Genomic DNA, 23,294 nt, shown 5'->3' on the forward strand with positions numbered 1-23,294 from the left:
CTGTGCACACGGTCACAGTTCGTCCGTGTCATCGGTCCTCTGACGCGCCCCTTTGGCCCGCCATCGTGCTGGGCAACGGAACGAGCGAGAGGCAACCATGACCGGTCCCGTGTACCGCACGATCCTCCTCTTCGACATTGAGAAGTACGGCTCACACGACGACGTGGAGCAAGCGTTCCTGCGGCGGATGCTCTACGACGTCGTCGACGCCACGCTCATGGCGGCAGACGTCGATGAGACCGCCCGGCTACGTGCAGACCGCGGAGACTCCGTCATGGAGCTCATCGACACCCAGGTCCCCGTGCCGACACTCGTGAAGACCCTGTTGGCCGAGACTCCCGCTCTGCTGCACAACAAGAACCGCCTGATGGCGACCGGCGCCCAGATGCGCCTGCGGATCGTTCTGTCTTCCGGCTACGTCGCCGTGGACGAGCTGAACGGTTGGGTCGGGTCGGATCTCAACCATGCCTGCCGGCTCCTCGACGCGAACCCATTGCGTAACGCCCTGAAGCAACGTGAGGGCGACTGTGTGCTGTGCGTCTCGGACGGTGTCTACCAGGGAGTGGTACGCCACGGCCCCCTGGGCGTCCGCCCCAAGGAGTTCCAGCAGATCACGGTCGAGACGAAGGAAGGGCCCACGGTGGCGTGGCTGCACGGCCTTGCCCGCGAAGGCACACACCGGTCGGAAGAGCCGAACGGCCCGGACGGTGTGCAGGAACCCGCTGTGGCATCTCCCGGCCTCCCTCCCGTCAACCTCAACGGTGCCTCCTTCGGAGGCAGTTACGTGGCAGGCGACCAGCACGGAGTGAGTGGCGGGCAGGTCCGCGGCGACGTGAACCTCGGTGGCACCGAGCGGGGTGAGCGGGGATGAGCACAGGCGCGCCGGGCCCCCAGCAGGCGGCCGCGGGCGGCGGGCCTCAGCGGCCGGGCGGCGACAAGGAGACGAAGGGCGAGGCACCCCAACAGCCCGGTGCCGACGTCCCTGACGCTGAAGACAAGGAGGAAGAACCCAATCGGCCGCAGGACGCCTGGTCCGCCCGCAGGGACCTGGTGGACCACAGCCCGAAGGCGATGGGCGTTGGCGCCAACGCCCGGTTCGGCGGCAGTCTGGTGGCCGGAGATCAGCACGGCGTCAGCGGCGGGCTGGTCGCCGGAGACGTCATCATGGGCAGCAAGACCGAGGTCCACTTCGGTTTCGGTATCTCCACGGCCAGCCACGGCTCGGGCGAGGTTCCGCAGGCGACGTTGAACCGTCTCGCTCCGTATTTCGTCACCGACGAGACGGTATTCGAAGGCCTTGTGGAACGGCTCCACGCGGAACGGGTCATCGTGCTCTCCGGACCCCATTTCACCGGCCGGCGCACCGCAGCACTGATGCTGCTGCAACGCCTGGAAGTGTCGCCGGTTCGCATCCTGGTCCGCGACACCACTCCGGCACAGCTCGTCCAGCAGCTCGGCAACGACCAACACCCGGCCAGGGGGTATGTACTGTGCGATCTGACCACCCGCCGCGACCAGCCACTGAGGGAACCACACCTCCTCGCGGCCCGTGACCAACTGATCAAAGATGATGCCTACTTGGTCATCACGGTCGGCCCCACGTCGGCCCTGGAAGAAGACATCTCCGCCGTCGAATGGGTGCCACCTAGCTCCGACGCCGTACTGGCGGCACATCTGCGCGAGCTGACCGATGAGACCACCGCACAGCGGCTCCTGACGCACCCCTCCGTCGCGGAGTTCATAGGCCGCGACCATCAGCTGCGCGAGGTCGCAGCCTTCGCGAAACAACTCAAGCGGTACACGGACGGAGAGGCCGACGAGTCGACCGTCCGGAACTTCTCACTGTTCAGCCTCGAAAGCCAAGTCCAGGAGTGGTTCGAGGAGGACGACGAGCGGGTCCCCTTGCGAGACAAGGCATTCCTCGTCGCCCTGGCCGCCTTCGACGGAGGCTCGTACGCCCTCACGGCCGAGTTGAGCGACCTGCTGTACGCACTCCTGCAGGCGACCGAGAACTCCGCTCTGCGCCCGCAGGTCCCCGTATTCGGAACCCACATCGGCAAGCGCCTCCAGCTCGCCCGTGCCCGGCTCGACAACGAGGAGGAGAACACGGAGTGGGGCCCGGTCGTCCAGGCCAAGGCCACTTTCCGGGACGAGCGGGTGTCACTCGTATTGCTGCGCGAGGTGTGGACGGGACACCCCTCGGCCCGACCGGCCCTGGTCGGCTGGCTTCAGCAACTCGCCGACGACGGGAGGCCTTTGGTCCGCACCCGCGCGGCGTCGACCGTCGCTGTCCTCGCCTACGCGGACCTGCCCTCCACCATGGCCCTGGTCATCGAGGTGTGGGCCACGTCCCATCTGTTCCGCCACCGTCTCGTCGCCGTGAACGCGTTGACGCTCGCGCACCTGCTCGAAGCGCCCAACATCCCACGCATCCTCGACGCCTGGTGCGAGGGCGACGACGAGGGAATGCGCTGGGTGGCCATTCGCGCGTACGGCTTGATCGGCGCGGAGCGGCCGAAACAGACTCTGGCCGCGCTCCGCGGAGCCATCCGCAAGGCGTACAAGGAGGCCGAGGAAGAGGACGGCGACGAGGACGACATCGACGAGCTGATGCTCGAACAGCTCGCGTGGTCGGTGGAACTGCTGCTGCTCTCGCCCGCTCGTGACGAGGTCCTCACCGAGCTGTTGAAGCAGGTCGATGTCGACCGGCCAGCTCACATCCTCGCTCTGGGCGGCTTCCTCAGCGCATGTGAGCGGACCAAGGACGACGAGCGGTACGGACGGCCGTTGCTCCTCGACTGGTATGCCGATGCGGTGAGGAACGGCGACCAGGCAGCCGACGGGATCGCCAGGCTCTGGCGTGCGGCACTCGACGACCGTCGCCACACGAGGGACGCGCTCGATGCGCTGAGTGAGTGGGTTCGCACCGCCGACCGAGACCCTTCGACCGAGTGGGCGCTCGCGTCCCTGCTACGGGTGCTGGTCACCACGCCTGCCGAATATCAGCGACTGAGTCACCTCCTGCGCACCCTGCGCGGTGAAGACGGAGCACTCCCACCGCCTGTGGCGGCCCGCCTGCTGACCGTTCTCCCGGACCCCGCCGAGGTGCGCGGACCATCCACAGCGACCGTTTGGACCGGCCAAGGAGAAAAAGATCATGGTTGACTCCAGCAAGCCTCCGGACTGGCGGCAACAGGCAGACCGGCACACCCCGCTGATCGATCCCGTGATCACCGTGCGGCAGCTCTCGCGTCTAGGGTTCGCACGCAGGGCGCTGACCCGCATCGACCACGCCCTGGTCTTCTCGACGGCCAAGGGGGAGTACGACACCTTCCTGCCGCCCCTGCGCCCGAGCCGTGGCGAAGCGGCCGCGAAACGCTACACGGCGGTCTATGAGGTCGACATGGGTGTCCACCTCCACCAGGCCGACATCCCACTGCCGAGTGACAACGACGCCTTCGCGTTCGTCGCCACGCTCGAACTGTCCTGGCAGGTCGCCGACCCCAAGGTCTTCGTGCAGAGCGGCCACCGCGACGTGCCGGGCCTGCTCCTCGGCGAAGTCCAACAAGCGGCCCGCCCCATCACTCGCCGGTTCGTCATCCACGACAGCGCGAGTGCCGAAGCCGAGCTGCTGAGCACGCTCTCCGACCGGGCCCCGCTCGGCGCGGCCGCGGGCCTGAAGGTGATCTGGACCTTGCGTCTGAGCCGCGACCAGCAGGAGATCGATCACCAGCAACGCCTTCAGTCCATCGACCACGCCTCCGCCGAGCAGATACGCACCGAACAGCTCGGCGTGGACTACGACGTCGAGCTCGACCGGCGCGCCCGGAAGCAGGACGAGCTCCAACTGGGCCGGGCCATGAAGTACGGGCGACTGGATCAGGAACTCTCCATCCAGCGCCAGCTGTGGCAACAGGAGCAGGACGAGCTGCGGGCCCGCCATCAGGCCGAACTCCAGCAGCTTGAGGCCGAGAGGATCGCGTTCTACCGGAAGTACCTGGAAGAGGGCGGCGTGGTGGCCTGGGCCATGCACCTCGCCGCGCATCCGGAGGACTCGCAGCTTGTCATCAACAGCATGCGCGAGGACCAGCAGAGGCTGATCCAGGCCAAGATCGAGCTGGCCCGGGAGTTGCTGAGTGGAGGCAACGCCGAGGACTACGAGTTGGAAGGGCCCAAGCGCCTGGCTCTCGACTACGTGTACCAACTCTTCAACCAGCAGTTGCTGGGAATCCCGCCCGGCAGGTCCACCTCTCCCCCGCCCACGCCCCTCTCGCCGCCGAAGGACGTGCCGCTCTCCGAACAGAGCGACGACCACCCGCCCGCGAGTGCCCCGCGGCCGACTGGTCCGAGCAAAGAACAGACCTCCACAACGGTCGCCGACCGCGAACGCGGGTCCCGCGAGCCGACCGGAGCTTTCCCAGACTGGCAGCCTCCTCCGGGCTACGGCACCTCGTCGGTGATACCCGCTCAAGAGCCGGTCGCACCCGCTCAGGAGCCGGAACGAGATCCGGAGCCCGACGGGGGCGAGCGAAAGGGGCCCACCCCGTGAGCGGCACCGATCCACGCGCGTCCGCAGCACAACCGCCCCCCGGCGTCAGGGCCGCGGAGCGTCTCCTCGCCGACCTGCGAACCGACATCGCCCGCGCGGACACCAAGGCGGCCGTGCTCGTAGCAGCCCTCGGTGTCGCGGCAGGCGTCTTCAGTGGTCTGCTGGCCGGGCAGGCGTGGGCCTCGACCCACCGCTCGATGCTTGGAAGCTCCGCGTGGTGGTCAGGCGTTCTCGCGCTCGCGATCGCCCTGCTGGCGCTGCTCATGGCCGTACTTCCGCGGCACAGCACCACTAGATGGATGCCTGGAGCACCGCTGTCGTACTTCGACGACATTCAACGGGCCGCACGCGGCGGCCACTTGGCGGAAGCACTGGCCGAGACCGAACGCGCTCAGGCAGCGAGCGTGATCACAACGCTGACCGAGACCAGCCGCATTGCCTCTCGAAAGCACCAGTGGATACGCGCAGGGCTGACAGCCTTCGGCCTCGCCCTGGTGCTCCTCCCCGGATCCCTCCTCATCGGCTGACGTCCCCACACCCTGGAGACAGATCATGTCCCAAGCGAGCGACCCGCAACAACCGGAGGAAACCCCGCCTCCCGGGCAGTCCAAGCCGCCAACCGACGACCTCGACTACCGCCACAGGACAGGCCGACTCCACCTCTCCGCTCACCAACGCGGGATAGACGCGACGGCCTTCGGCCAACTGGTCCTGCGGCTACCCAGCACCCTCATGAGCCTCCTGGTGCTGCTTCTGATGTCCGGCGGGCTGGACGCCTGGCTGGGAGTTCCCTTCTGGATACCGCCGCTGATCTGGCTGGCCTCGGGCGCCCTGGTCTTCCACCGTCCCACCGAGGACTTCCTGGCTCGCCACCTCCTGCGGCTGCAGCGCCCCCTGCCCGAGGAATACGCGCGCCTCGCGCCGGTCTGGCGTGAAGTGACCGCGCGCGCCGGCATCGACAGCCGCGCGTACGAGCTGTGGATCGAGGACAGTGAGGACCTCAACGCCTATGCCGCCGCCGGCCACATCGTGGGTGTCACGCGGTTCGCGCTGGAACACCTGCCGAGCTCCCAACTCGCCGCCATACTCGCGCACGAACTAGGCCACCACACGGGGGGACATGTCTGGACCTCCCTGCTGGGCGAGTGGTACGCCCTGCCGGGTCGGCTGGCCTGGCGGGTGATCCGCTACCTGGTGGCGCTGGCCCTGGATCAGGCGAGCCGCTACTCCTGGCTGGTCACCACCCTGTTGATCTTCGGCATAGGGCTCCTCACGATCACCACGATCCAGAAGCTCTACGGACTGCCCCTCATCCTGCTCGCAACGCCCTATCTCATCGCAGCCGTAGGACGCAGGGCCGAATTGCGCGCAGACCAGCACGCTGCGGTACTCGGCTTCGCCCGCGAACTCGCCGTGCTCCTGGAGGCGATGCACCAGGCCGAGCGGGAGACCAGGCACGCGGCCAAGGCAGCCGCAGGCCACGATCACCCCGACCTCGGCTTCCTGGCCCGCCTGCTGTCCACCCACCCCGACTACCCGACCCGGCTGCACCGGCTCCGGCCGTACCTGTAGTCGGTGGAACGCCGAAGGGCGGCCACCCCGTACGAAACGGAGTGGCCGCCCTTCAGCAGACGTACGCCTTACTGGTTGTACGGACCGTAGTCGTAGTCCTCCAGCGGAACGGCCTGGCCGGAGCCCGTGCCGAACGGCGAGTAGTCGATGTCGTCGTAGCCGACGGCCGAGTACATCGCGGCCTTGGCTTCCTCGGTCGGCTCGACCCGGATGTTGCGGTAGCGGGACAGACCCGTACCGGCCGGGATGAGCTTACCGATGATGACGTTCTCCTTGAGGCCGATCAGGGAGTCGGACTTGGCGTTGATCGCCGCGTCCGTCAGAACCCTGGTCGTCTCCTGGAAGGACGCCGCCGACAGCCACGACTCGGTGGCGAGCGAGGCCTTGGTGATACCCATCAGCTGCGGACGGCCGGAGGCCGGGTGGCCGCCTTCCTGGACCACACGACGGTTCTCGGTCTCGAACTTCGAACGCTCGACCAGCTCGCCGGGCAGCAGCTCCGCGTCGCCCGACTCGATGATCGTCACACGGCGCAGCATCTGCCGGATGATGATCTCGATGTGCTTGTCGTGGATCGACACACCCTGCGAGTTGTAGACCTTCTGGACTTCGCCGACCAGGTGGACCTGGACCGCGCGCTGACCGAGGATCCGCAGCACGTCGTGCGGGTTGGTGGCACCGAAGGTCAGCTTCTGGCCGACCTCGACGTGGTCACCCTCACGCACCATGACCTTGGCACGCTTCGAGATCGGGAACGCCGTCTCGTCGCTGCCGTCGTCCGGGGTGACGACGATCTTCTTGGTCTTCTCGGTCTCCTCGATACGGATGCGGCCGGCCGCCTCCGAGATCGGGGCGACACCCTTGGGCGTACGAGCCTCGAAGAGCTCGACGACACGGGGCAGACCCTGGGTGATGTCGTCACCGGCCACACCACCGGTGTGGAAGGTACGCATCGTCAGCTGCGTGCCGGGCTCACCGATGGACTGGGCGGCGATGATGCCGACCGCCTCACCGATGTCGACCAGCTTGCCGGTGGCCAGCGAACGGCCGTAGCACATGGCGCAGGTACCGACGGCGGACTCGCAGGTCAGGACCGAGCGGGTCTTGACCTCCTCGATGCCGTGCTTGACGACCTCGGCGATGAGGACGTCACCCAGGTCGGTGTTGGCCGGGGCCAGCACCACACCGTCGACGACGATGTCCTCGGCCAGCGCACGTGCGTACACGCTGGTCTCGACGTTCTCCGCCATGCGCAGCACGCCGTCCGCGCCGCGCTCCGCGATCTTCAGCTTGAGGCCACGGTCGGTGCCGCAGTCCTCCTCGCGGATGATGACGTCCTGCGACACGTCCACCAGACGACGGGTCAGGTAACCCGAGTCGGCGGTACGCAGGGCGGTGTCGGCCAGACCCTTACGGGCACCGTGCGTGGAGATGAAGTACTCGAGGACGGACAGGCCCTCACGGAACGAGGCCTTGATCGGACGCGGGATGGTCTCGTTCTTCGCGTTCGACACCAGACCACGCATACCGGCGATCTGACGCATCTGCATCATGTTTCCTCGGGCACCCGAGTCAACCATCATGAAGATGGGGTTCGTCTTGGGGAAGTTCGCGTTCATCGCCTCGGCAACCTCGTTGGTCGCCTTGGTCCAGATCGCGATGAGCTCCTGCGTGCGCTCGTCCTTGGTGATCAGACCGCGCTCGTACTGCTTCTGGACCTTCTCGTCCTGCGCCTCGTAACCCTTGACGATCTCGACCTTCGCCTCAGGAACGACGATGTCGGAGATGGCCACGGTGACGCCGGAGCGGGTCGCCCAGAAGAAGCCGGCCGCCTTCAGGTTGTCGAGCGTCGCCGCCACGATGACCTTGGGGTAGCGCTCGGCGAGGTCGTTGACGATCTCGGAGAGCTGCTTCTTGCCCACCGAGTAGTCGACGAACGGGTAGTCCTCGGGCAGCAGCTCGTTGAAGAGCGCGCGGCCCAGAGTCGTACGGAGGCGGAAGGTGTCACCCTGCTGCCACTCCGGCTCGCCCTCTTCGCGTACCGGCGGCACCCAGCCACGCGGCGGGATGGTGCCCACCGGGAAGCGGATGTCGACGGCCGACTGGAGCGCGAGCTCGCCGTTGTCGAACGCCATGATCGCCTCGGCCGTGGAGCCGAAGGACCGGCCCTCGCCCTTGACGTCACGCAGCTCACCGTCGGTGGTGAGGAAGAACAGACCAAGAACCATGTCCTGGGTCGGCATGGTGACGGGACGACCGTCGGCCGGCTTCAGGATGTTGTTCGAGGACAGCATCAGGATGCGGGCCTCGGCCTGCGCCTCCGCGGAGAGCGGCAGGTGCACCGCCATCTGGTCACCGTCGAAGTCCGCGTTGAACGCGGTGCAGACGAGCGGGTGGATCTGGATGGCCTTGCCCTCGACCAGCTGCGGCTCGAAGGCCTGGATGCCGAGGCGGTGCAGCGTCGGCGCACGGTTCAGCAGAACCGGGTGCTCGGCGATGACCTCTTCCAGGACGTCGTACACGACCGTGCGGCCGCGCTCGACCATCCGCTTGGCGCTCTTGATGTTCTGCGCGTGGTTCAGGTCGACCAGGCGCTTCATCACGAACGGCTTGAAGAGCTCCAGTGCCATGGCCTTGGGAAGACCACACTGGTGCAGCTTCAGCTGCGGACCGACGACGATCACGGAACGCGCGGAGTAGTCCACACGCTTGCCGAGCAGGTTCTGACGGAAACGACCCTGCTTGCCCTTGAGCATGTCGCTCAGGGACTTCAGCGGGCGGTTACCCGGACCGGTGACCGGACGGCCACGACGACCGTTGTCGAACAGCGCGTCGACGGCCTCCTGAAGCATGCGCTTCTCGTTGTTCACGATGATCTCGGGGGCGCCGAGGTCAAGGAGTCGCTTCAGACGGTTGTTGCGGTTGATCACGCGGCGGTACAGGTCGTTCAGGTCGGAGGTCGCGAAGCGGCCACCGTCCAGCTGCACCATCGGACGCAGGTCCGGCGGGATGACCGGCACGCAGTCGAGGACCATGCCCTTGGGGCTGTTGGAGGTCTGCAGGAAGGCAGACACGACCTTCAGCCGCTTCAGCGCACGGGTCTTCTTCTGGCCCTTGCCGGTACGGATGATCTCGCGAAGCCGCTCGGCCTCTTCGTCCAGGTCGAAGGACTCCAGGCGCTTCTGCAGCGCCGCGGCACCCATCGAGCCGTCGAAGTACGTGCCGAAGCGGTCACGCAGCTCGCGGTAGAGGAGCTCGTCGCCCTCGAGGTCCTGGACCTTGAGGTTCTTGAACCGGGTCCACACCTCGTCGAGACGGTCGATCTCGCGCTGCGCACGGTCACGCAGCTGCTTCATCTCACGCTCGGCACCTTCGCGCACCTTGCGGCGTACGTCGGCCTTGGCGCCCTCGGCCTCGAGCTCGGCCAGGTCGGTCTCGAGCTTCTTGGCGCGGGCCTCCAGGTCGGAGTCGCGACGGTTCTCGACCTGCTGACGCTCGACGGAGACGTGCGCCTCCAGCGAGGGCAGGTCGCGGGTGCGACGCTCGTCATCGACGTACGTGATCATGTACGCCGCGAAGTAGATGACCTTCTCGAGGTCCTTCGGGGCGAGGTCGAGCAGGTAGCCGAGGCGCGACGGGACGCCCTTGAAGTACCAGATGTGGGTAACGGGCGCGGCCAGTTCGATGTGGCCCATCCGCTCACGACGCACCTTGGCGCGAGTGACCTCGACGCCGCAGCGCTCGCAGATGATGCCCTTGAAGCGGACACGCTTGTACTTACCGCAGTAGCACTCCCAGTCCCGGGTCGGACCGAAGATCTTCTCGCAGAAGAGTCCGTCCTTCTCGGGCTTGAGGGTGCGGTAGTTGATGGTCTCTGGCTTCTTGACCTCGCCGTGGCTCCACTGACGGATGTCGTCAGCGGTGGCCAGACCGATCCGGAGCTCATCGAAGAAGTTGACGTCGAGCACTATGCGTCAATCCCTCTCAGGGTTGTAAGTCATGGGGTCTGAAACGGGGGTCCTGGGGCCGGCCGGGGGCTCATGGATTTTCATCGCTGAGCCCCCGTACCGGACTCCCGTCAGACCTCTTCGACGCTGCTCGGCTCGCGCCGGGACAGGTCGATGCCAAGCTCCTCCGCTGCGCGGAAGACGTCCTCGTCGGTGTCGCGCATCTCGATGGACATGCCGTCCGAGGACAGCACCTCCACGTTGAGGCACAGGGACTGCATCTCCTTGATGAGCACCTTGAAGGACTCGGGGATGCCGGGCTCGGGGATGTTCTCGCCCTTGACGATGGCCTCGTAGACCTTCACGCGGCCGGTGACGTCGTCGGACTTGATGGTCAGCAGCTCCTGGAGGGCGTAAGCGGCGCCATAAGCCTCAAGCGCCCACACCTCCATCTCACCGAAGCGCTGGCCACCGAACTGGGCCTTACCACCCAGCGGCTGCTGGGTGATCATCGAGTACGGACCGGTCGAACGAGCGTGCAGCTTGTCGTCGACCAGGTGGTGGAGCTTCAGGATGTACATGTAGCCGACCGAGACCGGCTCCGGGAACGGCTCGCCGGAGCGGCCGTCGAACAGCGGTGCCTTACCGGTCGGGAGCACCATGCGCGATCCGTCGCGGTTCGGGATCGTGTGCTGCAGCAGACCCGCGAGCTCGTCCTCACGCGCACCGTCGAAGACGGGGGTGGCGACGTTGGTGCCCGGGACGACCTGGTCGGCCCCGATGGCCTGGAGGCGCTGCGCCCAGTCCTCGCCGAGCCCGGAGACGTCCCAGCCGCGGCTGGCGAGCCAGCCGAGGTGGATCTCCAGGACCTGTCCCGGGTTCATTCGGGACGGGACACCGAGGGGGTTGAGGATGATGTCGACCGGGGTGCCGTCCTCCAGGAACGGCATGTCCTCGATCGGCAGGATCTTGGAGATAACACCCTTGTTGCCGTGGCGGCCGGCGAGCTTGTCACCGTCCGTGATCTTGCGCTTCTGCGCCACGTAGACACGAACCAGCTGGTTCACGCCCGGCGGCAGCTCGTCGCCCTCTTCACGGTCGAAGACGCGGACACCGATGACCTTGCCGATCTCGCCGTGCGGCACCTTCAGCGAGGTGTCGCGCACCTCGCGCGCCTTCTCACCGAAGATCGCGCGGAGCAGACGCTCCTCGGGGGTCAGCTCGGTCTCACCCTTGGGCGTGACCTTGCCGACGAGGATGTCACCGGCGACGACCTCGGCACCGATACGGATGATGCCGCGCTCGTCGAGGTCGGCGAGGACCTCCTCGGAGACGTTCGGGATGTCCCGGGTGATCTCCTCGGGGCCGAGCTTGGTGTCACGGGCGTCGACCTCGTGCTCCTCGATGTGGATCGAGGAGAGGACGTCGTCCTGCACGAGGCGCTGCGACAGGATGATCGCGTCCTCGTAGTTGTGACCCTCCCACGGCATGAACGCCACGAGCAGGTTCTTGCCGAGCGCCATCTCGCCGTTCTCGGTCGCCGGACCGTCGGCCAGAACCTGACCGGTGACGACCCGGGCGCCCTCGTCCACGACAACCTTCTGGTTGACGGACGTGCCCTGGTTCGAGCGGGAGAACTTGTGCAGGCGGTACGTGGTGTACGTGCCGTCGTCGTTGGCGGTGGTGACGTAGTCCGCGGAGACCTCCTGGACCACACCGTCCTTCTCCGACTTCAGTACGTCACCGGCGTCGACCGCACAGCGGTACTCCATGCCGGTGCCGACCAGCGGCGCCTCGGACTTGATGAGCGGCACGGCCTGACGCATCATGTTCGCGCCCATGAGGGCACGGTTGGCGTCGTCGTGCTCGAGGAACGGGATCATCGCGGTCGCGACCGACACCATCTGGCGCGGCGAGACGTCCATGTAGTCGACGTCGTCACCGGCGATGTAGTCGATCTCGCCGCCACGACGACGGACGAGCACGCGGGACTCGGTGAAACGCATGTCGTCGGACAGGCCGGCGTTGGCCTGGGCGATGACGAAGCGATCCTCTTCGTCGGCGGTCAGGTAGTCGACATCGTCGGTGACGGTGCCGTTGACGACCTTGCGGTACGGGGTCTCGACGAAACCGAACGCGTTGACCCGGCCGTACGAGGCGAGCGAGCCGATCAGGCCGATGTTCGGGCCTTCAGGGGTCTCGATCGGGCACATGCGGCCGTAGTGCGACGGGTGCACGTCACGGACCTCGAAGCCGGCCCGCTCACGGGAGAGACCACCCGGGCCAAGCGCCGACAGACGGCGCTTGTGGGTGAGACCCGACAGCGGGTTGTTCTGGTCCATGAACTGCGACAGCTGGCTGGTGCCGAAGAACTCCTTGATGGAGGCGACGACCGGCCGGATGTTGATCAGGGTCTGCGGCGTGATCGCCTCGACGTCCTGAGTCGTCATGCGCTCACGGACGACGCGCTCCATACGAGCCAGACCCGTACGGACCTGGTTCTGGATGAGCTCGCCGACGTTGCGCAGACGACGGTTGCCGAAGTGGTCGATGTCGTCGGTCTCGACGACGATCGAGGCGCCGTTGGGGCCGACGGTCTCGGTCTCACCGGCGTGCAGCTTCACCAGGTACTTGATCGACGAGATGATGTCCTCGACGGTCAGGATCCCGGCGTCCAGCGGCGCTTCGCTGCCGAGCTTCTTGTTCACCTTGTAGCGGCCGACCTTCGCGAGGTCGTAGCGCTTCGGGTTGAAGTAGAGGTTCTCGAGCAGGGTCTGCGCGGCCTCACGCGTCGGCGGCTCGCCCGGACGCAGCTTGCGGTAGATGTCGAGCAGCGCGTCGTCCTGGCCCTGAGTGTGGTCCTTCTCCAGGGTGGCGCGCATGGACTCGTACTCGCCGAACTCCTCGAGGATCTGCTCGGTCGTCCAACCGAGAGCCTTCAGGAGAACGGTGACGGACTGCTTGCGCTTGCGGTCGATACGGACACCGACCATGTCGCGCTTGTCGATCTCCATCTCCAGCCAGGCACCCCGGGACGGGATGACCTTCGTGGAAAAGATGTCCTTGTCGGACGTCTTGTCGATGGAGGAGTCGAAGTAGACACCCGGCGAGCGGACCAGCTGGGACACCACGACACGCTCGGTGCCGTTGATGACGAAGGTGCCCTTGTTGGTCATGAGCGGGAAGTCGCCCATGAAGACCGTCTGGGACTTGATCTCGCCGGTCTCGTTGTTGGTGAACTCGGCGGTCACGAAGAGCGGCGCGGAGTACGTGAAGTCACGGTCCTTGCACTCGTCGATCGAGTTCTTGGGAGGCTCGAAGCGGTGGTCGCGGAACGTCAAGGACATCGACCCGGAGAAGTCCTCGATCGGGGAGATCTCCTCGAAGATCTCCTCCAGACCGGACTTGGTGGGGACATCCTGTCCACTGTCCAGAGCCGCCTCGACACGAGCCTTCCACGCAGCGTTGCCGAGCAGCCAGTCGAAGCTCTCGGTCTGCAGCGCAAGAAGGTTCGGAACCTCGAGGGGCTCCTTGATCTTTGCAAAGGAGATGCGCAGCGGGGCGGTGCTGGCGCCGTTGTTCGTATTCGCGGTCGAGGCAGTGCGCGAGGCGGCCAAGAGGGGGTCCTTCCGAGGGCTCGGACTCACTACGCGCGTACCGGTCCCATGTCGGACACAGAGACAGAGGCGTTCCCGATTCAGCCAAAGAAGGCCTGGTCAGGGACGTTCCAATCGTCGGTGTTCATACACGGGTATGCCCCTGGTGACGGGCAGGAGGCAGCTAACAGGCAGCGCAAAGGGTCAGTGTAGCCACAAGGCCCACTGATGTCCAGTGCGGGTTTTTGAAGACCCTCGTTGTTCTCAACCCCTGCTGCAAGCCACGCCCTCAATGCACATCGATACTGCCCTCTTCGCCACCGATCCATGCCTCGGATCCGGATCGTTGTGACGACGCGTCCTGAGAATTGCGCGCTGCGTGCGGTTCGTCAAGGCCCCCCAAGCCCAAACCGAGTGCCGCGATAGTCACGTGCAGCCGTCGTACAGCCCGTCACAGGGGCGGCCGGAGGCACAACGAAGATCACCTTACTCGTCGCGACCACCCGCGCAAGGCAGCCGCCGCCCGACCCCCAGGAACGCCGAAGAGCGACCACCCAGTTGGGTGATCGCTCTTCGGTGCGTCAGCGTTACAGCGCTACGCGAGCGGCTTTGTCAGCCCGCTGGAGTCCGGTACGGACCCGCGAGGTGTTACTTGACCTCGACGCCGGCGCCGGCGCCCTTGAGGGACTCGGCAGCCTTCTCGGCGGCCTCCTTGGTGACCTTCTCGAGGACCGGCTTCGGAGCGCCGTCGACGAGGTCCTTGGCCTCCTTCAGACCCAGCGAGGTCAGCTCACGCACGACCTTGATGACCTGGATCTTCTTCTCGCCGGCACCCGTGAGGATGACGTCGAACTCGTCCTGCTCCTCAGCGACCTCGGCAACGGCGCCCGGGCCGGCGGGGCCGGCAACGGCGACCGCGGCGGCGGCGGTGACGTCGAACTTCTCCTCGAAGGCCTTCACGAACTCGGAGAGCTCGATGAGGGTGAGGTTCTCGAACTGCGCGAGCAGCTCTTCCTGGGACAGCTTCGCCATGATGGCGTCCTTCCACTCATTCGGCAGGTGCCGGTATGTACTGGTGAGGCGGGCGTACGTTCGGCCCGCTGCGACCGTCGCCTCAAGCGGCGGTCAATGCGCGAGCCGAATTACTCGGCACCGCCCTGCTCTTCGAGCTTGACGCGAAGCGCCTCCGCAGTGCGGACGAACTTCGACGGAAGCGCCTGGAAGAGCTGCGCAGCCTGAGTCTGCTTGCCCTTCATGGCGCCCGCCAGCTTGGCGAGCAGAACCTCGCGGGACTCGAGGTCCGCAAGCTTCTTGATCTCGTCGGCGGACAGCGCCTTGCCGTCAAGGACACCGCCCTTGATGACGAGGTTGGGGTTGTCCTTGGCGAAGTCACGAAGACCCTTCGCCGACGTCACCGGGTCACCGGTGATGAAGGCGACCGCCGTCGGACCGTTGAACAGGTCGTCGAGCGTAGAGATCCCGGCCTCGTTGGCCGCGATCTTGGTCAGCGTGTTCTTCACCACGGCGTACTGGGCGTCTTCACCGAGCGAACGACGCAGCGTCTTGAGCTGCGCCACGGTGAGACCCCGGTACTCGGTCAGCACAGCGGCGTTCGAGCTACGGAACTGGTCCGCGAGCTCGGCTACCGCGGCAGCCTTGTCGGGCCTTGCCATAAGCGTGGCCTCCTTCCGGGTGATGAGGACCGCTCAGAAGGGGCTGAGGAAAACGAAACGCCCCGGCGCAGGCGCACGGGGCGTAGCTCGACCGGAATTCCTTGACGGAGTTCCGGGAGCATGTCCACAGTCACCTACGCGGGTCGTCCGCAGTTTCAGCGGATCCTTCGGTCACCGCGCCCTCTTACGAGCACACGGCAACGACCAGCGGTCTTTGGCTTCTCTGGGAGAGTACGCGACCGGATCGCCGTCAAGCAAATCCGCCCGAACGGTCCAAACCCCTGCGGGCGGCTCAGCCCTCCTGGGCTGCCCGAATCCGGGGCTCAGGAGGTCGCACCCTGCGCCTTCAGCAGCTCCTTGAAGTCGGCGGTGTCACTCGCCGGGGGCTTCTGGGTGGAGACCTCCACCCCGTAGTCGCTGTAGTACGCCGTCGAGGACATCGAGCCGGTCGTCAGCTCGCCCTTCTCGACCTTCTTGACCAGCAGGTCGTCGCCGTTGACCCAGATGTCGACCGTCTCCGTGGTGACGCCGGCCTGGGTGAGCTGCTTCTTCAGGTCGGCGAGCTGGCTTTCGGTGAGGCTGGAGTTGTCGGTGGCGAGGTCCGCGACGTCCACCGTGCCCGAGTAGTGCGTGGTCCGCTCGCCGCGGACGGTCTCCTCGCCGACCTTCTTCACGTCACCGGAGGCGAGCAGGAGCTTCACGGACTGGTTCGGCGTGGTGTTCTGCATCTGGTCCTGCAGATAGGCGCCCGAGCTGCCGCCGAGCTCCGCCAGGTCGTCGTACGCGTACCTGATCCAGTGCTTGCCGCCCGCCTGCTCGGCGAACGCGTCGCCCATCTTCGCGTAGTAGGCGTCGGGCAGATAGCGGGCCTGCATGGTGGTGCTGCCCGTCTGACGCATCGTGTCGGCCATCGTGCCGCCGGTGTACGTGATCGTCAGGTTGCCCGTGAGGCCGTCGGCCCATCCCAGGGCGCCGTCCGCCGTCATGGACATCATCGTGCCCATGGTCGTCGTGGACTCGACTCTGGCCGAATCGGCGCCGTCCGTGGACTTCTCGGCGGAGCGCAGGGCGGTTATGGAGCTTATGTGCGCCGTGCCCTTGTGCACCGCCTTGTCGTCCCTGCCGGAGGCGTCTCGGCCGTCGGAGCCGCCGGAGGAGTCCGGGGAACTGCAGGCGGCCATCCCCGCCAGCACACCCGTCAGCGCGAGCGACAGGGTCACGCGGCGCACAGTCGTGCTCATCATTCGTCCCACCCCTATGCGAATCCCCTATGCGAATTCTGTGCTCCGCACGCTACTGCAGCCCACTGACACCCGTATCAGGATTTGTTGCCCACGAATGCGGACGGGCCCCGCACCTCGAAAGGTGCGGGGCCCGTCTCAGATACACGTACGCGACGCGGTCACCGGGGTGAGCGGGAGGCTCAGACGGCGGCCGGGTCCTCCTCGACGAGGAGGTTGCGGGTGCGGTTCGAGTCGAGCTGAATGCCGGGGCCGATCGTGGTGCTGATCGTGGCCTTCTTGATGTAGCGACCCTTGGCGGCCGACGGCTTCAGACGAAGGATCTCGTCCAGCGCGGCGCCGTAGTTCTCCACCAGCTGGGTCTCGTCGAACGAGGTCTTGCCGATGATGAAGTGCAGGTTCGAGTGCTTGTCGACGCGGAACTCGATCTTGCCGCCCTTGATCTCGGTCACGGCCTTGGCCACGTCCGGGGTCACGGTGCCGGTCTTCGGGTTCGGCATCAGACCACGCGGGCCGAGGACTCGGCCGAGGCGGCCGACCTTGCCCATGAGGTCCGGGGTGGCGACGACGGCGTCGAAGTCCAGACGGCCCTTCGACACCTCGTCGATGAGCTCGTCGGAGCCGACGATGTCGGCGCCCGCGGCGAGTGCGGCCTCGGCACGGTCACCGGTCGCGAAGACCAGGACCCGGGCGGTCTTACCGGTGCCGTGCGGGAGGTTCACGGTGCCACGGACCATCTGGTCGGCCTTGCGCGGGTCGACACCCAGACGGAAGGCGACCTCGACAGTGCCGTCGAACTTCGAGGTGGAGGTCTCCTTGGCGAGACGGACGGCCTCGAGCGGGGCGTAGAACTTCTCCCGGTCGATCTTGGCGTCCGCAGCGCGGAGAGACTTGCTGCGCTTGCTCACTGCTTCTCCTGATGTGTTCTGAGGAGTCGTGGTGCGGACCGAGCAGGCCCTGCCACGTGCGGCCGAGGCCGCATGGTTCCTACGAAGGTGGGTGTCAGCCCTCGACCGTGATGCCCATGGAACGGGCGGTGCCGGCGATGATCTTCGACGCGGCGTCCAGGTCGTTGGCGTTCAGGTCGGGCATCTTGGTCGTGGCGATCTCACGGACCTGCGCCTGGGTGATCTTGGCGACCTTGGTCTTGTGCGGCTCGCCGGAGCCCTTCTCGACACCCGCGGCCTTGAGGATCATCTTGGCGGCCGGCGGAGTCTTGGTGATGAAGGTGAAGGAGCGGTCTTCGTAGACCGTGATCTCCACCGGGATCACCCAGCCACGCTGCGACTCGGTCGCGGCGTTGTAGGCCTTGCAGAACTCCATGATGTTGACGCCGTGCTGACCCAGCGCGGGGCCGACCGGCGGAGCCGGGTTGGCGGCGCCGGCCTGGATCTGGAGCTTGATAAGCCCCGTGACCTTCTTCTTCTTGGGAGGCATTCCGGGTCCTCTTTCGTTTTCGCCTACCTACGCCCGAGACACGCTCGGACGACTGCCTTCAACCGAACCCATGACTCTGACCCGGATGGAGGCATACCGCACAACGATAACGGGTATCCATGCGCGGCTAAAAACCGAGCAGGTCAGACAGGCTGCGAGCCCGTCTGACCTGTTCGGAAGACGTACGTCCAGAAGGTGCTAGTTCTTCTGGATCTGGTCGAAGGAAAGCTCGACCGGAGTCTCGCGGCCGAAGATCTCGACGAGGCCCTTGACCTTCTTCGAGTCGGCGTTGATCTCGTTGATGGTCGCCTGGAGCGTGGCGAACGGGCCGTCGGTGACGGTGACCGAGTCGCCGACCTCGAAGTCCAGCACCTGGACCTCGAGCTTGCGGGCCGGAGCTGGCCTGCCCTCGGCCTCGGCTGCCTCACGGGCGGCCTTCTCCTCGGCCTCCGGGGCGAGCATCTTGACGATCTCGTCCAGGGTCAGCGGGTACGGGTCGTAGGCGTTGCCCACGAAGCCGGTGACGCCGGGGGTGTTGCGGACGACGCCCCAGGACTCGTTCGTCAGGTCCATGCGCACCAGCACGTAGCCGGGGAGCTTGTTCTGCCGGACGGTCTTGCGCTCGCCGTTCTTGATCTGCGCGACCTCTTCCTGCGGCACCTCGGCCTGGAAGATGAAGTCCTCCACGTTCAGCGAGACGGCACGCTGTTCGAGGTTGGTCTTCACGCGGTTCTCGTAACCGGCGTACGTGTGGATGACGTACCACTCGCCGGGGAGGGCACGGAGCTCCTCGCGCAGGGCGGTGACGGGGTCGACGGGCTCGGGCTCTTCTTCGGCCTCGGCCTCGTCGTCCTCGACAGCGAGGTCCTCGTCCGAAACGTCGTCGTCCTCGACGGACTCGACGTCCGTACCGGACTCGTCCTCGACGTGCAGGGCCGCCTCTTCGGCGGGCTCGCCCGCGGTGGCGTCGGCAGCCTCGACCTCGTCCGGGTCCTCGGTGTCCGCGCCCTCCACGATGTCGAGCTCGTCCTCAACGGACTCGACCGACTCGATGGCGTCGTTCAGGTTCGGGTCAGACACGGTGGCTGCTTCTTCCTGGATACATGGGGGTGGAACACACGAAAGGGGCGCCGGTGTCGGCGCCCTTCGCGTTTGGCTCAGCCAAATACGTACTTGGCGGCGTGGTCGAGTCCATAGTCAATCACGGTCACCAGAGCGATCATGATGACGACGAAGACAATTACCACTGAGGTGTACGTCGTCAGCTGATTGCGCGTCGGCCAGACGACCTTGCGGAGTTCCGCGACGATCTGGCGGTAGAAGGTGGCAAGGCGCCTCAGAGGGCCCTTCTTGCCACGCTTGCCGCCCTTGCGAGTCTTCTTATTGGACTCCGGTGCCTCGGCATCAGGCATGTCGATGGAGCCCACGGCGTCCGTCACTCGTCCTCACCTGATTCCGGGTCGTGGCTACGCCGTGCCCGGCCAGGCCGCACGGCGGTGCATTGCAGTACGTACATGCGCACACATCCTGGCGAAGGATTGTGTAGCAGGGCCGGAGGGACTTGAACCCCCAACCGCTGGTTTTGGAGACCAGTGCTCTACCAATTGAGCTACGACCCTTTGATTTCCCCCAACGTACCGCATCCGCCCGAGTGCTCGGTGTGCACCGGGTGAGTGCGGCCGGTGAAGGCCAACGAGGGATGAGTGTACGTGCTCCGGGGCCGGTCGTCGAACAGAAAGTGTCCGTACGGGCTTTGATCCCGGAAGATCGTCCAGCCCACCGCCTCGATCCGGACGGTTGTTCAGTCGCTGTTCAGTCTGTGAAACCCGCGTGCCGGGGAGGTTTCCGGTCTGAAACGATGGGGCCATGAGCCCTGCAACCCCTCCCACCGAGCGCCGCGTCTCCGCCCGAGTCGGCGCGATCTCCGAGTCCGCCACCCTCGCCGTGGACGCCAAGGCCAAGGCCCTCAAGGCCGCGGGGCGTCCGGTGATCGGCTTCGGCGCCGGTGAACCGGACTTCCCGACCCCGGACTACATCGTCCAGGCCGCCATCGAGGCCTGCTCGAACCCGAAGTACCACCGCTACACCCCGGCCGGCGGACTGCCCGAGCTGAAGGCCGCGATCGCCGCCAAGACGCTGCGCGACTCCGGCTACGAGGTGGAGGCCACCCAGGTCCTGGTCACCAACGGCGGCAAGCAGGCCATCTACGAGGCCTTCGCCGCGATCCTCGACCCGGGCGACGAGGTCATCGTCCCGGCGCCGTACTGGACGACGTACCCGGAGTCGATCCGCCTCGCCGGCGGCGTCCCGGTCGACGTCGTCGCCGACGAGACCACCGGCTACCGCGTCTCGGTCGAGCAGCTGGAGGCGGCCCGCACCGAGAACACCAAGGTGCTGCTCTTCGTCTCTCCGTCCAACCCGACGGGCGCGGTCTACACCCGCGAGCAGATCGAGGAGATCGGCCGCTGGGCCGCCGAGAAGGGCCTGTGGGTCCTGACCGACGAGATCTACGAGCACCTGGTCTACGGGGACGCCGAGTTCCACTCCCTGCCCGTCGTGGTGCCCGAGCTGCGCGACAAGTGCATCGTCGTGAACGGCGTCGCCAAGACGTACGCCATGACCGGCTGGCGGGTGGGCTGGGTCATCGGCCCCAAGGACGTCATCAAGGCCGCGACCAACCTCCAGTCGCACGCCACCTCGAACGTCTCGAACGTGGCCCAGGTCGCCGCGCTCGCCGCCGTCTCCGGCGACCTGACGGCCGTCGCGAAGATGCGCGAGGCCTTCGACCGCCGCCGCAAGACCATCGTGCGCATGCTCAACGAGATCGACGGCGTACTCTGCCCCGAGCCGGAGGGCGCCTTCTACGCGTACCCCTCGGTGAAGGCCCTCATCGGCAAGGAGATCCGCGGCAAGCGCCCCCAGGACACGGTCGAGCTGGCCGCGCTCATCCTGGAGGAAGCCGAGGTCGCGGTGGTCCCGGGTGAGGCCTTCGGCACACCGGGATACCTGCGTCTGTCGTACGCGCTGGGTGACGAGGACCTCATCGAGGGCGTCTCGCGCATCCAGAAGCTGCTGGCCGAGGCCACGGACTGACGTGTACGACGCACAAGCGGGCCTCCGGTCGGACCGGGGGCCCGCTTGTGCGTTCAGGCACGCGCTCGTTCGGTGAACTCGGCTGCCTGGTCCAGGATTTCTACGGCAAGATCCTGGGGTGACTCCTCCCCCGAGGGGGCTTCTCACTCGGCCGTGTGACGGCCTCATGACGGACAAGCCCTGCCCGGCACCTTCCGGTACGGAGCAGAGCCTAGCGATTACGGAGCGTTGATGGGTGTGGTTCGTGATATCGGACAGTTGCCGAAGGCCCATCTGCACCTGCACTTCACCGGGTCGATGCGGTCCACGACCCTGCTGGAGCTGGCCGACAAGTACGGCGTACGGCTGCCCGACGCACTGACCAGCGGGGAGCCGCCGAAGCTGCGGGCTACCGACGAGCGGGGCTGGTTCCGGTTCCAGCGGCTGTACGACGCGGCGCGGTCGTGCCTCAGAGAGCCCGAGGACATCCGGCGGCTGGTGCGCGAGGCCGCCGAGGAGGACGTGAAGGACGGCTCCGGGTGGCTGGAGATCCAGGTCGACCCGACGTCGTACGCCCCGCGCCTCGGCGGTCTGATCCCAGCCCTCGAAGTCATCCTGGACGCGGTGGACTCGGCCTCGCGCGAGACGGGGCTCGGGATGCGCGTCCTGGTGGCGGCGAACCGTATGAAGCACCCGCTGGACGCTCGTACGCTGGCCCGCCTGGCCGTGCGGTACGCGGACCGGGGCATCGTCGGTTTCGGGCTCTCGAACGACGAGCGGCGGGGCATGGCGCGGGACTTCGACCGGGCCTTCGAGATCGCGCGTGAGGGCGGTCTGCTGGCCGCGCCGCACGGCGGCGAGCTGACCGGGCCGGCCTCGGTCCGCGACTGCCTGGACGACCTGCACGCCTCGCGGATCGGCCACGGGGTGCGCGCCGCGGAGGACCCCCGGCTGATGAAACGCCTCGCGGACCGCGGGGTGACCTGCGAGGTCTGCCCGGCCTCGAACGTCGCCCTGGGCGTCTACGAGAAGCCGGAGGACGTCCCCCTGCGCACACTCTTCGAAGCCGGGGTCCCCATGGCCCTCGGCGCCGACGACCCACTGCTCTTCGGGTCCCGGCTGGCAGCCCAGTACGAGATCGCCCGCCGGTACCACGACTTCACGGACCCCGAGCTGGCCGAACTGGCAAGGCAGTCCATCCGCGCTTCGGCCGCCCCTGAGGACGTACGGGAAAAGCTGCTGTCCGGAGTCGACGAGTGGCTCAGCGGCCCGGTCGCCTGAAGTGCGGGTACGGCGGATACGCCTTGAAGCAGATGAGAACCTCGGGCCCGCGCCAGCTGCCGCCACGGTCCGCTTTCAGGCCGCCGATCGCGGTGATCAGCGCTGAGCGCCCTTTGACGACGCGCCTCTCACGCGGCCCCCAGCCTGCCGCGTAGGCGAGGGCGGACGCGGTGTCGGCAAAGGCGGGGACGGCGTACGCGGTGGGGACGAAGCCGCATATGGGGTGCCTCATGGGGCAAGCGTGCGGGTCAGTAAGGGCCTTGGGCAACGGAGATACCGCGTAGGAGCGTGCGGGCCAGTGCCGGGGCGAAGGTGTCCAGGGGCGGGGGCTTGCCGTCCTCCGTCATGTCGTAGGCGAAGGCGCGCTGGGCGCAGGCGCCGAGGAGCAGGGACGCGGCCGCGAAGGTGTCGGCGCAGAGGTGGATGCGACCCGCCTTCTGTTCCGCGCGCAGGTACTCGGCGACCCCTCGGATGGGCATGTGCGGGCCCGCTCCCATCGCCCGCATGGCCTCCTCGTGGCGCCGCTTGAGCTGCTTCTCCGCGTACAAGGAGGCGGCTATCGGGAAACTCTGCTCATAGAAGAGGGCGGCCTGGCGGGCGATCTCCGTGAGGTTCTCCTCGACGGTGTGCTCCCCCGGCTCGGCCGTGAGTCTGCCCAGGAGGGGGCCCAGCGTGGGGAGGCGCTCCTCCAGGACGCGGATGAAGAGCTCTTCCTTGCTCGCGAAGTACTTGTAGAGCGCCGCTTCGGAGCAGCCCGCCGCCTTGGCGATCTCCTTGGTGGTGGTGCGGGCGAGGCCGACGGTGAGCATGAGCTCGTGCGCCGCGTCGAGGAGACGGATCCGAGCCGGTTTCTGCTGCATGGGGCCCAAGGATTCCATGGAGGAGCCAATCAGACTTGACGGGTGGGTGAGTGCTTACTCACTCTA

18 protein-coding genes and 1 tRNA gene are annotated in these 23,294 nt (G+C 66.7%); 7 read left to right on the forward strand and 12 right to left on the reverse strand.

What is annotated here, in order from left to right; translation table 11 throughout:
* Nucleotides 1-97 precede the first annotated feature (97 nt).
* Genes OG246_RS04355 through OG246_RS04375 form a run of 5 tightly spaced genes read left to right on the forward strand, consistent with a single transcriptional unit; the run spans nucleotide 98 to nucleotide 6,121 of the window.
* On the forward strand, nucleotides 98-871 hold the full coding sequence (locus OG246_RS04355; RefSeq protein ID WP_266456060.1) for a hypothetical protein: 774 nt from the start codon (nucleotides 98-100) through the stop codon (nucleotides 869-871).
* Complete coding sequence (locus tag OG246_RS04360; RefSeq protein ID WP_266456063.1) at nucleotides 868-3,165, forward strand: hypothetical protein; 2,298 nt, start codon at nucleotides 868-870, stop codon at nucleotides 3,163-3,165. The genes OG246_RS04355 and OG246_RS04360 overlap by 4 nt, the downstream gene beginning before the upstream one ends.
* Nucleotides 3,158-4,549 (forward strand): hypothetical protein, encoded by a 1,392-nt coding sequence (locus OG246_RS04365; RefSeq protein WP_266456066.1) that lies wholly within the window; start codon nucleotides 3,158-3,160, stop codon nucleotides 4,547-4,549. Before OG246_RS04360 ends, OG246_RS04365 begins: the two co-directional genes overlap by 8 nt.
* Nucleotides 4,546-5,076: a Pycsar system effector family protein gene (locus OG246_RS04370; RefSeq protein ID WP_266456069.1), complete on the forward strand. Its 531-nt coding sequence runs from the start codon at nucleotides 4,546-4,548 to the stop codon at nucleotides 5,074-5,076. The genes OG246_RS04365 and OG246_RS04370 overlap by 4 nt, the downstream gene beginning before the upstream one ends.
* 25 nt (nucleotides 5,077-5,101) lie before the next feature.
* Nucleotides 5,102-6,121 (forward strand): M48 family metalloprotease, encoded by a 1,020-nt coding sequence (locus OG246_RS04375; protein ID WP_266456072.1) that lies wholly within the window; start codon nucleotides 5,102-5,104, stop codon nucleotides 6,119-6,121.
* A 68-nt stretch (nucleotides 6,122-6,189) separates the two neighbouring features.
* On the opposite strand, the gene OG246_RS04380 is transcribed toward OG246_RS04375, so the two are convergent.
* From OG246_RS04380 to OG246_RS04425, 10 genes are all read right to left on the reverse strand, one after another.
* Entirely contained in the window at nucleotides 6,190-10,089 is a 3,900-nt protein-coding gene (locus tag OG246_RS04380) for a DNA-directed RNA polymerase subunit beta' (RefSeq protein WP_266456075.1), read from the reverse strand.
* Nucleotides 10,090-10,199: 110 nt separating this feature from the next.
* Complete coding sequence (rpoB, locus tag OG246_RS04385) at nucleotides 10,200-13,685, reverse strand: DNA-directed RNA polymerase subunit beta (protein WP_266456078.1); 3,486 nt, start codon at nucleotides 13,683-13,685, stop codon at nucleotides 10,200-10,202.
* A gap of 627 nt (nucleotides 13,686-14,312) precedes the next feature.
* Nucleotides 14,313-14,696 (reverse strand): 50S ribosomal protein L7/L12, encoded by a 384-nt coding sequence (gene rplL / locus OG246_RS04390; protein WP_266456079.1) that lies wholly within the window; start codon nucleotides 14,694-14,696, stop codon nucleotides 14,313-14,315.
* 110 nt (nucleotides 14,697-14,806) lie between these two features.
* Nucleotides 14,807-15,337, reverse strand: coding sequence for a 50S ribosomal protein L10 (gene rplJ, locus OG246_RS04395; protein WP_266456080.1), 531 nt, complete (start codon nucleotides 15,335-15,337; stop codon nucleotides 14,807-14,809).
* A 323-nt stretch (nucleotides 15,338-15,660) separates the two neighbouring features.
* Nucleotides 15,661-16,581, reverse strand: coding sequence for a hypothetical protein (locus tag OG246_RS04400; RefSeq protein ID WP_266456082.1), 921 nt, complete (start codon nucleotides 16,579-16,581; stop codon nucleotides 15,661-15,663).
* Nucleotides 16,582-16,760: 179 nt separating this feature from the next.
* Complete coding sequence (rplA, locus tag OG246_RS04405; protein ID WP_266456084.1) at nucleotides 16,761-17,486, reverse strand: 50S ribosomal protein L1; 726 nt, start codon at nucleotides 17,484-17,486, stop codon at nucleotides 16,761-16,763.
* Between the two features lie 94 nt (nucleotides 17,487-17,580).
* Nucleotides 17,581-18,015, reverse strand: coding sequence for a 50S ribosomal protein L11 (rplK, locus tag OG246_RS04410; protein ID WP_030359033.1), 435 nt, complete (start codon nucleotides 18,013-18,015; stop codon nucleotides 17,581-17,583).
* A gap of 198 nt (nucleotides 18,016-18,213) precedes the next feature.
* Nucleotides 18,214-19,095 (reverse strand): transcription termination/antitermination protein NusG, encoded by an 882-nt coding sequence (gene nusG / locus OG246_RS04415; RefSeq protein ID WP_266456086.1) that lies wholly within the window; start codon nucleotides 19,093-19,095, stop codon nucleotides 18,214-18,216.
* Between the two features lie 77 nt (nucleotides 19,096-19,172).
* Nucleotides 19,173-19,454: a preprotein translocase subunit SecE gene (gene secE, locus OG246_RS04420; protein ID WP_266456088.1), complete on the reverse strand. Its 282-nt coding sequence runs from the start codon at nucleotides 19,452-19,454 to the stop codon at nucleotides 19,173-19,175.
* A gap of 107 nt (nucleotides 19,455-19,561) precedes the next feature.
* A tRNA-Trp gene (locus tag OG246_RS04425) sits at nucleotides 19,562-19,634 on the reverse strand.
* A 247-nt stretch (nucleotides 19,635-19,881) separates the two neighbouring features.
* On the opposite strand from OG246_RS04425, the gene OG246_RS04430 reads away from it, so the two are divergent.
* Both OG246_RS04430 and OG246_RS04435 read left to right on the forward strand, forming a co-directional pair.
* Nucleotides 19,882-21,108, forward strand: coding sequence for a pyridoxal phosphate-dependent aminotransferase (locus OG246_RS04430; RefSeq protein WP_266456089.1), 1,227 nt, complete (start codon nucleotides 19,882-19,884; stop codon nucleotides 21,106-21,108).
* A gap of 231 nt (nucleotides 21,109-21,339) precedes the next feature.
* Complete coding sequence (locus tag OG246_RS04435) at nucleotides 21,340-22,368, forward strand: adenosine deaminase (protein ID WP_266456091.1); 1,029 nt, start codon at nucleotides 21,340-21,342, stop codon at nucleotides 22,366-22,368.
* Here the strand turns inward: OG246_RS04435 and OG246_RS04440 are convergent.
* Together OG246_RS04440 and OG246_RS04445 are read right to left on the reverse strand one after the other, a co-directional pair.
* Entirely contained in the window at nucleotides 22,349-22,600 is a 252-nt protein-coding gene (locus OG246_RS04440) for a hypothetical protein (protein WP_266456093.1), read from the reverse strand. The genes OG246_RS04435 and OG246_RS04440 overlap by 20 nt on opposite strands.
* A 16-nt stretch (nucleotides 22,601-22,616) precedes the next feature.
* Nucleotides 22,617-23,228: a TetR/AcrR family transcriptional regulator gene (locus tag OG246_RS04445; protein WP_266456096.1), complete on the reverse strand. Its 612-nt coding sequence runs from the start codon at nucleotides 23,226-23,228 to the stop codon at nucleotides 22,617-22,619.
* Between the last annotated feature and the right edge of the window lie 66 nt (nucleotides 23,229-23,294).

This window comes from Streptomyces sp. NBC_00620 (assembly GCF_026341825.1).
In the GTDB taxonomy this organism is placed as follows: domain Bacteria; phylum Actinomycetota; class Actinomycetes; order Streptomycetales; family Streptomycetaceae; genus Streptomyces.

What these genes read in the sequence shown, in the direction of transcription:
- OG246_RS04355 (WP_266456060.1), top strand. Translation starts at nt 98, where the DNA reads ATGACCGGTCCCGTGTACCGCACGATCCTCCTCTTCGACATTGAGAAG.
- OG246_RS04360 (WP_266456063.1), top strand. Translation starts at nt 868, where the DNA reads ATGAGCACAGGCGCGCCGGGCCCCCAGCAGGCGGCCGCGGGCGGCGGG.
- OG246_RS04365 (WP_266456066.1), top strand. Translation starts at nt 3,158, where the DNA reads ATGGTTGACTCCAGCAAGCCTCCGGACTGGCGGCAACAGGCAGACCGG.
- OG246_RS04375 (WP_266456072.1), top strand. Translation starts at nt 5,102, where the DNA reads ATGTCCCAAGCGAGCGACCCGCAACAACCGGAGGAAACCCCGCCTCCC.
- rplL (WP_266456079.1), bottom strand. Translation starts at nt 14,696, where the DNA reads ATGGCGAAGCTGTCCCAGGAAGAGCTGCTCGCGCAGTTCGAGAACCTC.
- rplJ (WP_266456080.1), bottom strand. Translation starts at nt 15,337, where the DNA reads ATGGCAAGGCCCGACAAGGCTGCCGCGGTAGCCGAGCTCGCGGACCAG.
- OG246_RS04400 (WP_266456082.1), bottom strand. Translation starts at nt 16,581, where the DNA reads ATGATGAGCACGACTGTGCGCCGCGTGACCCTGTCGCTCGCGCTGACG.
- rplK (WP_030359033.1), bottom strand. Translation starts at nt 18,015, where the DNA reads ATGCCTCCCAAGAAGAAGAAGGTCACGGGGCTTATCAAGCTCCAGATC.
- OG246_RS04430 (WP_266456089.1), top strand. Translation starts at nt 19,882, where the DNA reads ATGAGCCCTGCAACCCCTCCCACCGAGCGCCGCGTCTCCGCCCGAGTC.
- OG246_RS04435 (WP_266456091.1), top strand. Translation starts at nt 21,340, where the DNA reads ATGGGTGTGGTTCGTGATATCGGACAGTTGCCGAAGGCCCATCTGCAC.
- OG246_RS04440 (WP_266456093.1), bottom strand. Translation starts at nt 22,600, where the DNA reads ATGAGGCACCCCATATGCGGCTTCGTCCCCACCGCGTACGCCGTCCCC.
- OG246_RS04445 (WP_266456096.1), bottom strand. Translation starts at nt 23,228, where the DNA reads ATGCAGCAGAAACCGGCTCGGATCCGTCTCCTCGACGCGGCGCACGAG.